The organism is Mesorhizobium sp. M0152, from assembly GCF_040322415.1.
Lineage (GTDB): Bacteria > Pseudomonadota > Alphaproteobacteria > Rhizobiales > Rhizobiaceae > Mesorhizobium.
In genome coordinates this window covers 1-13,565 of sequence record NZ_JAMYTH010000023.1, presented here as the reverse complement: position 1 = coordinate 13,565, position 13,565 = coordinate 1, and the positions used below count along the sequence as shown (strand labels likewise).

The 13,565-nt window shown below is 64.7% G+C and carries 10 protein-coding genes and 2 tRNA genes; 6 read left to right on the top strand and 6 right to left on the bottom strand.

Annotated features, from left to right (window positions below):
- Nucleotides 1-13: 13 nt before the first annotated feature.
- Nucleotides 14-3,625 carry a bifunctional proline dehydrogenase/L-glutamate gamma-semialdehyde dehydrogenase PutA gene (gene putA, locus NKJ26_RS21645; protein ID WP_352697007.1) on the bottom strand — a complete coding sequence of 1,204 codons (3,612 nt, stop codon included), beginning with the start codon at nucleotides 3,623-3,625 and terminating at the stop codon, nucleotides 14-16.
- A 164-nt stretch (nucleotides 3,626-3,789) separates the two neighbouring features.
- On the opposite strand from putA, the gene NKJ26_RS21640 reads away from it, so the two are divergent.
- The gene (locus tag NKJ26_RS21640) at nucleotides 3,790-4,242 is read left to right on the top strand and encodes an Lrp/AsnC family transcriptional regulator (protein WP_027024806.1); all 453 of its coding nucleotides are present in this window, start codon (nucleotides 3,790-3,792) and stop codon (nucleotides 4,240-4,242) included.
- Between the two features lie 57 nt (nucleotides 4,243-4,299).
- On the opposite strand, the gene NKJ26_RS21635 is transcribed toward NKJ26_RS21640, so the two are convergent.
- Together NKJ26_RS21635 and NKJ26_RS21630 are read right to left on the bottom strand one after the other, a co-directional pair.
- Nucleotides 4,300-5,499, bottom strand: coding sequence for a cytochrome-c peroxidase (locus NKJ26_RS21635; protein ID WP_352697005.1), 1,200 nt, complete (start codon nucleotides 5,497-5,499; stop codon nucleotides 4,300-4,302).
- A gap of 7 nt (nucleotides 5,500-5,506) precedes the next feature.
- Nucleotides 5,507-5,956 (bottom strand): FixH family protein, encoded by a 450-nt coding sequence (locus NKJ26_RS21630; protein WP_352697110.1) that lies wholly within the window; start codon nucleotides 5,954-5,956, stop codon nucleotides 5,507-5,509.
- 151 nt (nucleotides 5,957-6,107) lie between these two features.
- Here NKJ26_RS21630 and NKJ26_RS21625 point away from each other — a divergent pair, with 151 nt between their 5' ends.
- Nucleotides 6,108-7,028, top strand: coding sequence for a sugar kinase (locus tag NKJ26_RS21625; RefSeq protein ID WP_352697003.1), 921 nt, complete (start codon nucleotides 6,108-6,110; stop codon nucleotides 7,026-7,028).
- 2 nt (nucleotides 7,029-7,030) lie between these two features.
- On the opposite strand, the gene NKJ26_RS21620 is transcribed toward NKJ26_RS21625, so the two are convergent.
- The 3 genes from NKJ26_RS21620 to NKJ26_RS21610 form a co-directional block, all read right to left on the bottom strand.
- On the bottom strand, nucleotides 7,031-8,053 hold the full coding sequence (locus tag NKJ26_RS21620) for an aldose epimerase family protein (RefSeq protein ID WP_352598058.1): 1,023 nt from the start codon (nucleotides 8,051-8,053) through the stop codon (nucleotides 7,031-7,033).
- Nucleotides 8,054-8,147: 94 nt separating this feature from the next.
- On the bottom strand, nucleotides 8,148-9,605 hold the full coding sequence (locus NKJ26_RS21615; RefSeq protein ID WP_352697001.1) for an NAD-dependent succinate-semialdehyde dehydrogenase: 1,458 nt from the start codon (nucleotides 9,603-9,605) through the stop codon (nucleotides 8,148-8,150).
- A 175-nt stretch (nucleotides 9,606-9,780) separates the two neighbouring features.
- Entirely contained in the window at nucleotides 9,781-10,731 is a 951-nt protein-coding gene (locus NKJ26_RS21610; protein WP_352697000.1) for an AEC family transporter, read from the bottom strand.
- 231 nt (nucleotides 10,732-10,962) lie between these two features.
- Between NKJ26_RS21610 and NKJ26_RS21605 the strand changes: the two genes are divergently transcribed.
- From NKJ26_RS21605 to NKJ26_RS21590, 4 genes are all read left to right on the top strand, one after another.
- Nucleotides 10,963-11,511, top strand: coding sequence for a histidine phosphatase family protein (locus NKJ26_RS21605; protein WP_352696998.1), 549 nt, complete (start codon nucleotides 10,963-10,965; stop codon nucleotides 11,509-11,511).
- A 226-nt stretch (nucleotides 11,512-11,737) separates the two neighbouring features.
- Nucleotides 11,738-11,812 (top strand) — tRNA-OTHER (locus NKJ26_RS21600).
- Nucleotides 11,813-11,814: 2 nt separating this feature from the next.
- Nucleotides 11,815-11,881: transfer RNA gene (locus NKJ26_RS21595), tRNA-OTHER, on the top strand.
- Nucleotides 11,882-12,242: 361 nt separating this feature from the next.
- The gene (locus NKJ26_RS21590) at nucleotides 12,243-13,388 is read left to right on the top strand and encodes a slipin family protein (RefSeq protein ID WP_352696996.1); all 1,146 of its coding nucleotides are present in this window, start codon (nucleotides 12,243-12,245) and stop codon (nucleotides 13,386-13,388) included.
- Nucleotides 13,389-13,565: the final 177 nt, after the last annotated feature.

The following is a 13,565-nucleotide window of genomic DNA, read 5'->3' as shown; positions in this document are numbered from 1 at the left end:
GGACCGGTCGGCGTCAAGCCGCGGCCAGCAGGCTCGCATTGCCGCCCGCGGCGGTGGTGTCGACGCAAACGGCGCGTTCATGCGCATAGGCCGCCGGGTTGAGCACCTCGCTGACCAGCGGCACGATCGGTCCTGAGCGGTCGGCGATGACCTTGCGCACGATGCGTGCGGCTTCCGGTGTGCCTGAGAACGCGACGACGTCGACGCGCAGCGAACGCGCTTCGACCGGATCTGGCCGGCCGTCTATGGCGGCCAGTGGCAGACCCTTGCCGGTCAGCGCCGACAACGCGGCCGGTGCACCGGGTGCCACCGCAAGCACGGCGTTGCCGGCGGCAAGGGCCTGGATCACCTGGGCAAGCAGCGTGTCGGCATCGGGGCCGAGGCACAGGACCCGTCCGCGCGGCGACAGCGACAGCGTGTTCGCTTCGCCGGTCGGCCCAGGCAGATCGACCTGGCCGAAATCGATGCCGGCGGCGGCGCCAATGGCGGCCGCGCCCTTGCCGCGCAGATGCTTTCTCAGGATGGCGACCCGGTCCGGCCGCGTCGACCAGCCGCCAAGGGACGGATCGGGCAGGTTGTCGGCGAGTTCGGTCGCGGTCACCTTGTGGCCCTCGGCAATATGCGTGCCGGCTTCCGGACCCTTGCGGAATCGTCTGAGGTAATGCGGGCCGCCGGCCTTTGGACCGGTGCCGGAAAGCCCCTCGCCGCCAAACGGCTGCGAACCGACTACGGCACCGATCTGGTTGCGGTTGACATAGATGTTGCCGGCGTGGATGCCGTCGACGAAATGCTGCGCTCTGCCTTCGATGCGGGTGTGCAGGCCGAAGGTCAGGCCATAGCCCTTGCGGTTGATGGCGGCGATCACCGCGTCGATCTCGTCGGCGTCGAACGTCGCGACATGCAGCACCGGCCCGAACACCTCGCGCTCCATATCCTCGATGCCCTTGACGCGGAAGACATGCGGCGCGACGAAGCGGCCATCTTTCGGCGCCTCGAGCTTGGCGATCAGCCGGCCTTGCAGCCCCATCTTCGTGCAATAGTCGCGGATCGAGGCTTGTGCCTCGTCATCGATGACCGGGCCGACATCGGTCGAAATCCGCCAGGGATCGCCGATGCTGAGTGCTTCCATGGCGCCCTTCAGCATCTCCAGCATCTTCTTTTCGACGTCCTTCTGCACATAGAGCACGCGCAGCGCCGAGCAGCGCTGGCCGGCACTCTGGAAGGCCGAGGCGAGGATGTCGCGCACCGCTTGCTCGGGCAGCGCGGTGGAATCGACGATCATCGCATTCAATCCGCCGGTCTCGGCGATCAGCATGGCGTCGGGCGCGGCGGTTTCGGCCAGCTGCTTCTCGATCAGCTTTGCGACCTCGGTCGAGCCGGTGAAGCAGACGCCGGCAATGCGCGGATCTGATGTCAGCGGGCCGCCGACCGAGGGCCCGTCTCCGGGCAACAGCTGGATGACATCTTCCGGCACGCCCGCCTCGCGCAGCAGCTCGACCGCGCGGAAGGCGATCAGCGGCGTCTGCTCGGCCGGCTTGGCGATGACCGAATTGCCGGTGACGAGCGCGGCCGCGATCTGGCCGGTGAAGATGGCGAGCGGGAAATTCCACGGCGAGATGCAGACGATGACGCCGCGCGCCTGCGTGCCCGTCTCGGAATTGGCCGCCTCGGCGGCGTAGTAGCGCAGGAAATCCACCGCTTCGCGAACTTCGGCGACGCCATCGGCCAGCGACTTGCCGGCCTCGCGGGTGGCGAGCGCGAAGAACTCGACGGCATTCGCTTCATAAAGATCGGCGGCCCGATTGAGGATGGCGGCGCGCTCCGCGACAGGCCGCTTCGCCCAGGCCGGTTGCGCCTCGACCGCGATGCGCACGGCGGCAGCGACTTGCTCGGCCGTCGCCTCGCTGACCGTGCCGACCACTTCGGCGGGCTTTGCCGGATTGATGATGGAGCACTGCTTGCCAAGGCCGGCAGCCCTCGTGATGGGCTTGGCATGCCAGCGATCGGGCCCAGCGAACGCGGCCCTGGCATGGTCGATCGCCGCCAGCGTCACCGGATCGGTGATGTCGAATCCTCGGGAATTGCGACGGCCGGCGCCAAAGATCTGGGAAGGCCGGGCAATCGCCGGATTGGCGGCCGGGCCCTGGCTCTCGATCGTTTCGAGCGGATCGCGGGCTATGTCCTCCGGCTCGACCTCCTCGTCGGTCAATTGGTGCACGAATGAGGAGTTGGCACCGTTCTCCAGCAGCCGGCGGACCAGATAGGCAAGCAGATCGGAATGCGCGCCGACCGGCGCATAGATGCGGCAGCGCGTGCCTTCGGCCCGGCGCACCGTCTCATGCAGCGCCTCGCCCATGCCGTGCAGGCGCTGGAACTCGAAGGTGTCGCGATTGTCAGCCATCGACAGGATGGCGGCGACGGTGTGGGCGTTGTGGGTTGCGAACTGCGGATAGATGCGGTCGGTCATCGACAGCAATTTCCTGGCGCAAGCCATGTAGGAAACGTCGGTGTTGGCCTTGCGAGTAAAGACCGGATAGCCTGACAGCCCGAGCGCCTGCGCCCGCTTGATCTCGGTGTCCCAATAGGCGCCCTTGACCAGCCGTACCATGATGTTGCGGTCGTATTTCTTCGCCAGCGCGTAGAGCCAGTCGATGGCGAAGGCCGCGCGTGGCCCATAGGCCTGGACGACGACGCCAAAGCCGTTCCAGCCGGCAAGCTCCGGCTCCGCCAGCACCCGCTCGATGACATCGAGCGATAGATCCAGCCGGTCGGCCTCCTCGGCGTCGATATTGAGGCCCATGCGCGAATGGCGCGCGGCGAGCGCCAGCGACAACAGCCGCTCGGCCATGACGGGCAGCATCCCGTCCTTCTGCGCCACCTCGTAGCGCGGATGCAGCGCCGAAAGCTTGACCGAGATGCCGTGGTTCTGGCGGATATCCGGGCCATTGGAACCGGCGTCCAGCGAGGAAATGGCATCCGCATAGGCCTTGTGGTAGCGCAAGGCGTCGGCCTCGGTGCGGGCCGCCTCGCCCAGCATGTCGAAGGAATAGAGATAACCTTTCTGCGTCATCGGCCGGCCGCGCTTGACGGCCTCGGCTATGGTGCGGCCGAGCACGAACTGTTCGCCCATTTCGCGCATGGCGGCGGCCACAGCCTTGCGGATGACCGGCTCGCCCAGCCGGCGAACCATCGCGCGCAACGTGCCTTCGATACCGCCCTCGCCTTCCTCGAGGACGCGGCCGGTCAGCATTAGCGCCCAGGTCGAGGCATTGACGAAGATCGAGCTCGAACCGCCCGAATGCGCGGACCAGTCGTGCGGCGCGATCTTGTCGGCGATCAGGTCGTCCATCGTCTCGGTGTCGGGCACCCGCAGCAGCGCCTCGGCCAGGCACATCAGCGCCACGCCCTCCTTGGTGGAAAGGCCGTAGGCCGAGAGAAAGACCTCCATCAGCCGGGGATCAGACGAGCCGCGCACCGCCCGCACCAGATCGGCCGCGCGCCCCGAGATCGCCTTGCGGTCCTTCGCCGACAAACCTGTCGCTTCCGCCAGCCGCTTCACCGCCTCGTCTTCGTCGGGCAGATAGTTGGCGCGGATCTGCTGGCGGATGGCATCGAGCGCTGGCATGACGGTCCTGTTGAGCGAGCAAAAGGGGTCGGGCCGGTGGTCACCGGACCGAATGGCGCAAGCTAGCACAGCTCCAAAAATTCAGCCGGTCCAAAGAAATCGACATGGCAGGCCGCCCGATCTATCCTTGTGCCACAACATCAGAAGAATGGACTGCCTTTTCCATGACGGAAGACCAATTGGACCGCATCGACCGCAACATCCTGTCGGCACTGGCAAGCGACGGCCGGCTTTCGATGTCCGAGCTCGCGGCAAAGGTTGGCCTGTCGAAGACACCTGTGCAGGCGCGGGTGAAGCGGCTGGAGAAGGACGGCTACATCAGGGGCTACCAGGCGATCGTCGACCGCGAGCGCATGGGCGAAGGCCATGTCGCCTTCGTCCAGGTGAAACTGTCAGACACCCGGTCCGCCGCGCTGGACGCTTTCAACCGCTCCGTCCAGGCCGTGCCGGAGATCGAGCAATGCCACATGATGGCATCGAGCTTCGATTACCTGCTGAAGGTCCGCACCCGGGACATCGCCGCCTATCGCCGCGTGCTCGGCGAGCGCATCTCGGCCCTGCCCCATGTCGCCCAGACCTCGACCTTCGTGGCAATGGAGACGGTGAAGGATCGTTAGGCGCTCAATGGCCGGTGCGTGATTTCGGTATCCTGTCGTCCCTGCCCCGGGCAAACCTCACTCCGACAAGGTCTTCAAAAACGCCACCAGCGCCGCACGTTCGCGATCCGACAATTCCAGCGGGTGAATTTCGGAGGTCCCCTCCACGCTCGGTGCGGCCTTGGCGTAATGCGCCACCACCTCGTCGAGCGATGAAAACTGGCCGGCATGCATATAAGGCGGTCGCGCCGCCGCGCCGCGCAGTGAGGGCGTCTTGTAGGCGCGGACCAGTTCCGGCGCATCCTTGACCATGAAGCGCAACTCGCCGCAGGCACTCACGTCGCCATCACGGTAGACGCCAAAGCAGTTGAACGGGTCGGCCTCGACCTGCGCCACGGCATCGATGCGGCCGCGATCCGGCGGGAGGCCCGCAACGGGTGGCACGCCGGTATTGTGGAAAGTACCGTCGGTGAAGCGCGGGCCGTTATGGCAGCTCACACAATTGGCCCTGCCGATGAACAGCTTCAGGCCAAGGATTTCCTCGCCGGAAAAGACCGCGTCGCCCTTCGGTTCGGCGCCGGTGACGAGGTCCAGCGCAAAGCGGTCGAAGCGTGTCGGTGCCGGTTCGATCGAGCGTTCGAAAGCAGCGATCGCCTTGCCTATATTGGCATAGACGCCGTTGATCGCGTCGCGTTGCGCGCCGTTCATTGCATTCCAGGCGGCCTTCTCGGCGTCGTTTCCCTGCGGGCTGGCATTCAACGGTATGCCGGAAAAATCGGGAAGCGGCCCGAAGATGCGCTCATAGCGCTCGCCGAAGCGGGTCTTGATGTAGTGCGCGTAAGCGGCGCGGTTCCCCGCCTGCTCCAGCGGGTTTTCGAGCGGCGTCAGCGCTTGCGCCCAAAGACTGTCGCGGCGGCCGTCCCAGAAGAACCAGGGATCGCGCGCCACGCCGGCCAGCGGCATGGTGCGGCGGTTGGTGCGCCCGACGCCGACCGCTTGCGGCAGGTCGTCCTGAAACTGCCGGTCGATCTTGTGGCAGGTCGAGCACGACACCGTGCCGTCGCGGCTCATCCCTGCGTCGAAGAACAGCGTCGAACCGAGGGCGGCGGCGGCCGGCACGTCGGCGAAGCGGTTGGTGGTGTCGGGCTTGAGTGCCGGCAGCGCGGACAGCGCCAGCGAAGCGATTGTTTTCTTCTCCGTATCGGAAAAATCAGGCTTGCCGCAACCGCCAAGCGTAATGGCAACCGTCAGCGCCAGAAAGCAAAAAAGGCGCCTCATCTGTCGCTCACAACACCACGTTGAACAGGACCGTGTCGGAACCGGCGGTGGCCGAGATGGCGAAATGCAGCTGCCACCAGCCGTTCATGGTGAATTTCACCCCCTCGATCCGGTAACGCCCGTTGCCGAGATAGTCGGTCGCTTGCGGGCTGGTCGGCAGGCCGTGACTGTGCCGCGGCATGCCGCCGGAGATCGCGATCGCAGCGCCTTCCACCGGCACGCCGGCCTTGGTCTTCAGGGTCAGCAGCCAGGATTCCAGCTCGCCCACTCGCACGACGCCCCGCTCCGGCGCAAAACTTGCCACGAACAGCCCATTGTTTGTCGCCTTCGTCCGCGCGATATCCGGACCGGCAGGCTGCGACGACCGCGGCGCCGTCAGGTAGACGACCGCGAGAATGCAGACCAGCAAGGCGGCCAGACCAAGGCCTGCCAGGAGATAACGCCATAACGATGACAAACCTGTTCCTCTTCTGCAGACAACGCTCTGCCGGACGGATCGCATCCCGCCAGCCTGTGGGAAAACGCTGTGGCGGAAAAAAGCCTGCTTGCCAAGCATGGCGCTGCCGGCGGCAAAAAGCTACAGCACCGAAATCACAGGAGGATTCTGCATGGCTGGAAACGGCGTCGCCTCGATCGGCGAATGCATGCTGGAACTATCGGGCCAGACCGGCCCGAACTGGCGCATGGGTTTTGCCGGCGACACGTTCAACACGCTGTGGGCGCTGCATGCGTTGAGCGGCGACAGGCCGGCAACCTACGTCTCCGCCTTCGGTGACGATCCTTTCTCGCAAGACCAGATCGGCTTCTTCGCCGAAAACGGCATCGGCATCGGCTCCAGCCCCGTGATACCGGGGGCACGGCCCGGCCTCTATGCCATCACGCTGACCGGTGCGGAGCGCTCCTTCACCTATTGGCGCGGTGACGCCGCCGCCCGCCAGCTCGCCTCGGACCCATCGTCATTGTCGAAAAGCCTGGAAAACCAGGCGCTTGTCTACTTTTCTGGCATCACTTTGGCAATTCTGGACGATGCCGCACGCGCCACATTGCTAGTGGCCGTGGCCAAGGCGCGGGCGGCCGGCTCGACCGTGGCCTTCGATCCCAACTACCGGCCACGGCTCTGGCGCAGTCGGGAGGACGCGCAGGCAGCGATCGTCGAAGCGCTGGCCGTCACCGACATTGCCTTGCCGACCTTTCCCGACGAGCAGATGCTGTTTGGTGATGAAAACCCGCAAGCGACGGCTGACCGGCTCGGGCAACTGGTCGACGAGGTCGTCGTCAAGAACGGTGAAGCGCCGGCCCTGGTTGCCGAAAAAGGCGCATTGCACGACGTGGCGGCGATCCATGTCGCGGCACCCGTCGACACCACCGGCGCCGGGGATTCCTTCAACGGCGCCTATTTGGCAGCCCGTCTCGCCGGCCATGATCCGGTGGAAGCTGCCCGCCGCGCCCATCGCGTCGCCGCAGCCGTGGTGCAGGTGCGCGGTGCGCTTGCGCCTTTTGCCACGCTACAGGCGGCGTTCGAGGGATAATATCAAGGCAGGCGGAAACGATATTCCGTCACGTGGTGATAGATCTCGCCAGGCCACAATGTCGCTTGCGGGAAATAGGCGCGGTTGGGCGCATCCGGCCATATCTGCGGTTCCAGGCAGAAGCCGCAGAAGGCCTTGTAGTTCCGCCCTTCCAAGCCGTTGCGCGGCGTCACGTACTGGCCGGTATAGAGCTGAACGCCGGGTTCCGTGGTCCAGACCTCCATCTCGACGCCGGAACTCGCCCCTTGCGTCCACGAAGCCTGCCTGAGCGGCCCGCGAGTCGAAGCAAGGCAGAAATTCTGGTCGTAAGGCAGTTGTTCGCCCTCGGTCTCCATGCGCAGCGGCCGCGCCTGGCGGAAATCGAAAGGCGTGCCGTCGACCGGTTTGACGACGCCGGTCGGGATCATGTCGCCGTCGACCGGCAGATAGGCTCCGGCATTCAGCATCATCCTGTGGTCGAGGATGTCGCCGGCGCCGCCGTCATCGAGGTTGAAATAGGAATGCTGGGTGACATTGCATAGCGTCGGCTCCTCGCAAGTCGCCGTCAGTTCGACGCTGAGCGTGCCTGGTATCTTCAGCCGGTAGGTGCAGGTCACGTCGAGCGCGCCGGGAAAGCCCATCGTCCCGTCGGGATCATGAAGCGTCAGCGTGACGAAATCCCTGCCATGCAGCGAAACCGCCCACGGCCGGCGCGAATAGCCTTGCGAGCCGCCATGCAGCGTGTGCTTGCCAAGGAAGTTGCGGTCAGTCTGGTAGCGTTTGCCGGTGAGGGTGAAGCGGCCATCGCGGATGCGGTTGGCATAGCGTCCGACGACCGCGCCAAAGAAGGCGGTATCGGTCTCATAGGCCTCCAGATTGTCGTAGCCGAGAACCAGCGGTGCATCATGTCCGGTCAGCCGCAGATCCTGGACGATCGCGCCCAGCCCGATGATGTTCGCGCTGAGACCGCCGCCCCTGATCGTGAAGCGACGCACCGGCTCGCCCGCCTGCGTCGTGCCGAAAACCTCGCCGTCCTTCATCGCAATACCCGCAAGTGCCGGTTGATCCAGAGGATTTCGGCTGGTTCCTCGATTCCCCTGGCAGGCAGGTTACATACCTGCCTCCCTCAGGGATAGATCATCAGAGGCCGAGGCCGCCGATGCAGACATATTTGGTGTCGAGGTAATCCTCGATGCCCTGATGTCCGCCTTCCTTGCCGAGGCCGGATTCCTTGACGCCGCCGAATGGCGCCTCCGGCGTGGTGATGAGGCCTTCATTGACACCGACCATACCGTATTTCAGCCCTTCCATGACGCGGAAGGCGCGGCCGAGATCGCCGGTGTAGAAATAGCAGGCAAGGCCGAATTCGGTGTCATTGGCGAGTGAAACGGCCTCTTCCTCGGTCTCGAATTTGAACACTGGTGCGACCGGCCCAAAAATCTCTTCCTTCATGAAGCGCATCTTGGGCGTGGCGTTGGCGATGACCGTCGGCTGGAAGAACGAGCCGCCCAGCGCATGGCGCTTACCGCCGGCGACGACCTTGCCGCCCTTGGAGGTGGCGTCGGCGATCAGTTCCTCGACTTTCTCGACCGCCTTCTCGTCGATCAGCGGCCCCTGCTGCACGCCCTCTTCGAGGCCGGAACCGACCTTCAACCCATTGCTGGCGGAAGCGAGCTTCTCGACGAACTTGTCATAGACGCCGGCCTGAACCAGGAAGCGGTTGGTGCAGACGCAGGTCTGGCCGGAATTGCGGTACTTGGCGGTGATCGCGCCGGCGACCGCGCGCTCGATGTCGGCATCGTCGAAGACGATGAACGGCGCGTTGCCGCCGAGTTCCATCGACACCTTCTTGACGGTGACCGACGACTTCTGGATCAGGATCTTGCCGACCTCGGTCGAGCCGGTGAAGGTGATCTTCTTGACCAGCGGATTGGCGCAGATCTCGTCACCGATCTCGCCGGCGGCGCCGGTCAGGATGTTGACGACGCCCTTGGGGAAGCCGACTTCCTCGGCGAGCGCGCCCCAGGCGAGACCGGAATACGGCGTCTGCGAGGCTGGCTTTACCACGGCGGTGCAGCCGGCGGCGAGCGCCGGCCCGAGCTTGCGGGCCAGCATCGAGGACGGGAAATTCCACGGCGTGATGGCGGCGATGATGCCGACCGGCTCCTTGGTCACCAGGATGCGGCGGTCCGCCCATGGCGACGGCACGACGTCGCCATAGGTGCGGCGGCCTTCTTCGGCAAACCACAGGATGTAGGACGCGGCCGAGCCGATCTCGCCCTTCGATTCGAACAGCGATTTTCCCTGCTCGATGGTGAGCAGTTCGGCCAGCACGTCCTGATTGTCCATCATCGCGTCATGCAGCTTGCGCAGCAGCTTCGAGCGCTCGAGCGCGGTGGTCTTGCGCCAGGTCTTGAACGCTTCGTCGGCGGCCTCGATGGCGCGGCGGGTCTCGGCCTTGCCCGACTTCGGCACGGTGCCGATCTTCAGGCCGGTGGCCGGGTTGTTGACGTCGACAGTCTGCCCGCTGTCGGCCTGCACCCATTCGCCGTTGATGAGATTGGCCTGCCGCATGAAATGGCTGGTTTTCTGAAGCATGGTCTGTCCTCCGTTCGGCGCACGGCCGGTCTGTGAATTCTTGGTGAGCGTACGCCATGGACTGAAGCCGGCACGCCGGAGCCACTGCTCTTTACCTAGGGCAAGCCCGCCAAGCAATCGCAAGATGGCATATAGGGGTTGGGCCAGCCCGAGGCGAGAGCAGCCGGGGAATACCTTAGCCGAAAACCTGGACGACAACCGCCAGCCAGAATGCGGTGGTGACGGCGGCGCATGCGGTGGCGATGGTCATCTGGTTGGAGGCCAGCGCCTGGCCGGTATCGAACTGAACGGCGATGAGGTAGGAGTTGATGCCGGAGGGCAACGCCGCGACCACCACCGCGACCTTGGCCGTCAAGGGCGGCAGGCCGAGCAGCCAGACGAAAGCAAGGACCAATGCGGGCATCAGGAACAACTTCAGCACCGAAAGCGCCAGTGCCGGCCTGACATTGCCGGAAACACCGAAGCGGCGCAGGCTGAGCCCCATGGCAAACAGCGCCACCGGCCCGGCCGTGCCGGCCAGCGCATCGACCAGCCGCATGACAAGGCCCGGCAGCGGCACGCCGCTGAGGCGCCATGCAAGCCCCAGAAGAATGCCGATGATCAGCGGGTTGAGGAACAGCCGCCGCAGGAAACCGCGTATGACGCGCAAGGGATGCACGGCTTCGCTGCCGCCGCGGCCGAACATCTCGAACAGCACGATCGAGGCCGCCATCATGATCGGCAGATGAATTGAAACCAGCAGCGACAGCACTTCGAAGCCGCTCGCGCCGAATACGCCCAGGATGAAGGGCGCGCCGAGCAGCACAACATTGGAATAGGCCGAGGACACGCCGCCAACGACGCCGGCGCGTGAATCCCGCCCAAAGACCCGCGTGGTGACGACATGACCAGCGGCCCAGGTGATCGCCACCGCCGTGAAATAGGCGCCCCATAGCGACCAGGGCGCCACGCCATGGAAATCGGCATTCACCATGGTCTGGAACAGGAGCAGCGGCATCGCCACCGAGATCGCGAAATCGGCTATCCCCTCGCCGCTCGCCGGTTTCAGATAGCCGGTAAGCCCGGCGAGATAGCCGAGCGCGACGAGACTGAAGACGAAAAGGACGGTTTCGGTGAGCGGAGACATTTTTCAGGGATAGGCGAGCCACGGTCGCGGCGCAATCGCGCCATCGAGAGCGGCTTTACCGAGGCCGGCCACCCGATGCCTATTCCGCTCACCGGCCAGAAGATCGATCTGGTGAAGAAGCAGATCGCCAAAAAGTAAAGCCCCCGGACCGGAGGCCCTCCGCTTGTCTTTGTGCCGGCTTTCCGGTCCCTATATGCGAATGGCCTGCTGTCGGCCTCCTGAAAGGATGCGATGATTCGACTTGCCTTGGCGTTTTTCCTGCTTGTCGTCCCCGGCACCGCCTATGCGACGGATGCCGGGTGGGCGCTGCTGCGCGACGGCGGCCATGTCGTGCTGCTTCGCCACGCCATGGTCACCGGCTCCACCGATCCAGCTAATTTCGACATCGACAGTTGTGCCACCCAGGTCAATTTGTCGGCACGCGGCAAGCAGCAGGCGAGCAAGATCGGCGCGTTGTTTGCCGCCCGCGCGGCACCGATCGAACGCGTGCTGTCAAGCCGTTATTGCCGCTGCCTCGACACCGCGCGCATCGCCTTCGAAGCCGAGCCGGAGCTGTTTGCGCCGCTCGACCTCTTGAAAAGCGATAAGGCTCAGAAGGCAGCGCAGATCGCGGCGATCATAAAGGAAATCCGCGCCTATTCCGGTTCCGACAATCTGGTCATGGTGACCCACCTGGAAAACATCGTGGCCCTGACAGGCACTTCGCCGCGCGAAGGCGAAGCCGTGGTCGTCGAGCCGCAAGGCGACGGCCTGCGCGTGCTCGGCCGCGTTACGTTCTGACACGCGCTGAGGCTCGTTGGCATCGAACCCGGCGTTGCCGAATTGCCACAGTTGAGAGAAGCCGCAGATCGCCGCGACGATGCCGCTTGCGACAACCCGTCGCAGGGGCTATAGGCGCGCTCCCGGTCACGAAAACCGAAGCGAGCACAACGGTTGGAGCTTTCGTTTCCACCCGTGCAGGCGGCTTTGCCGCCCTGTATACGGCGCCGCTTCGGGGATTGGGATCGCGGATGTAGCTCAACTGGAAGAGCGCCGGATTTAGGTCCGGAGGTTGTGGGTTCGAGTCCCGTCGTCTGCACCACGGATAGCTCAGCTGGAAGAGCATCAGACTCTAATCTGACTGTCGAAGGTTCGATCCCTTCTCCATTGGCCTGATAAGCCAGCACCCTGCCGGGTGTTATCTGAAAACGGTCCGGGGACTGGAATGCTGAAGATCTGACGGACGGCACGAGCCTTCGGGCGCGGGCCGTGTCGAAAGCTCTGACGCCATCGGCTCGCGGCCAGGCCCGCGGTGACGATCAAGGCGCGGCGTCGCCGGCAAAGGGGGCCAAGGCCTCCGGCGCCCGCTTTGCTGCCCCGCGATCCGCTCCCGCAGGTCCGCCACGGATCGATGCTACCGGTCCCCGGATCATTCGTGCCCGGACCGTGACGACGTGAAACGAGAAACGAAAGGGAAGATCGACGCATGACTTGACGCCTCACATGGGGCCGTGCCCGACAGGAGTAAGACAATGACGACTATTCTCGACAAGGTTCTTGGACGCGAGCGCGTCCTCGTAAGGGAAAACGAACGTGCCCTCACCCTTCACAAGGGGGAGATCAAGGCTGTCCTGATGCCGGGCGAACATTGGCTCGCCAATCGGCGCGGAAGCCTCGAAGTGTCGCGGCACGATCTGAAGAACCCGGAATTCGTTTCGGCGTATGAGAAGGCGTTGTTCGACAAGCTCCCGGATGTGGCCGCGCGTCATTTCACCGTCGTTCGTACCGGGCGCACGGAAGTCGCGATCATCGAGCGCGACGGCCACCTGCATTCCGTGCTGGCGCCGGACCGCAAGCTTGTGCTGTGGACGGATGCCGGTCCGTGGAAGGTGACGCTGATCGACGCGTCAGCCGATCTCGCCATCGATCCGGCGGTCATGCGCCGGCTCGGCCAGGCCCGGAAGACGGAATTGATGTCCGTCCATCCGGTCGTCGACGGTCAGGCCGGGTTGCTGTTCATCGACGGTGTCCTCGTGCGGACGCTGGCCGCGGGCGTGCATGGCTTCTGGAATGTCGGACGGTTGGTGCAGATCAAGGTCGTCGACCTCAAGCGCCAGTCGCTCGATGTCGCCGGGCAGGAAGTGCTGACCAAGGATCGCGTCACGATCCGCGTCAACATCGCCGCCGAATACCGGGTCGTCGATCCGGTCAAGGCGGTGAGCGCCGTGAAGGACTTCTCCGAGGCCCTCTACCGCGCCCTCCAGTACGCCTTCCGCAAGACGCTTGGCGCGCTTACGCTCGACCAGATCCTTGAAAAGAAGGTGACGATCGACGAGGACGCCGCGGCCAAGGTCCGCGCCGACATGGCCGCGATCGGCGTCGAGGTCAGCGATATCGCCCTCAAGGATGTCATCCTGCCGGGCGAGATGCGCGAGATCCTCAACCAGGTGGTATCGGCCGAGAAGCAGGCCGAGGCCAACGTCATCCGCCGTCGCGAGGAGACGAACGCCACGCGTTCCCTCCTCAACACGGCCAGGGTGATGGCCGAGAACCCGGTGATGCTGCGGCTGAAGGAGCTCGAAGCTCTGGAGACCATCGCCGGCAAGGTCGAGCGGCTGACCGTCCATAACGGAACGGGCGGACTCCTGAACGACCTGGTCAAGCTTCGCGACAGCTAATGCATGTCGCCCTAAAGTGAGTCCGGTTTTGGGAAGACGACATAACTTTAAGCTGACGTGACGTCAATGCGAAGGGCCCCCCGCGGGGGCCCCCGGCCCCGAGAGGGTGAATTAGGAGCCGCACCAAATTAGCGCCCCCGACTAGGCCCATTAAGGCACGGGGAAACACCAAAAAAA

Bases quoted from the DNA above. Each gene is read 5' to 3' on its own strand.
- putA (WP_352697007.1), bottom strand. From the start codon at position 3,625: ATGCCAGCGCTCGATGCCATCCGCCAGCAGATCCGCGCCAACTATCTG.
- NKJ26_RS21640 (WP_027024806.1), top strand. From the start codon at position 3,790: ATGACGGAAGACCAATTGGACCGCATCGACCGCAACATCCTGTCGGCA.
- NKJ26_RS21635 (WP_352697005.1), bottom strand. From the start codon at position 5,499: ATGAGGCGCCTTTTTTGCTTTCTGGCGCTGACGGTTGCCATTACGCTT.
- NKJ26_RS21625 (WP_352697003.1), top strand. From the start codon at position 6,108: ATGGCTGGAAACGGCGTCGCCTCGATCGGCGAATGCATGCTGGAACTA.
- NKJ26_RS21615 (WP_352697001.1), bottom strand. From the start codon at position 9,605: ATGCTTCAGAAAACCAGCCATTTCATGCGGCAGGCCAATCTCATCAAC.
- NKJ26_RS21610 (WP_352697000.1), bottom strand. From the start codon at position 10,731: ATGTCTCCGCTCACCGAAACCGTCCTTTTCGTCTTCAGTCTCGTCGCG.
- NKJ26_RS21605 (WP_352696998.1), top strand. From the start codon at position 10,963: ATGATTCGACTTGCCTTGGCGTTTTTCCTGCTTGTCGTCCCCGGCACC.
- NKJ26_RS21590 (WP_352696996.1), top strand. From the start codon at position 12,243: ATGACGACTATTCTCGACAAGGTTCTTGGACGCGAGCGCGTCCTCGTA.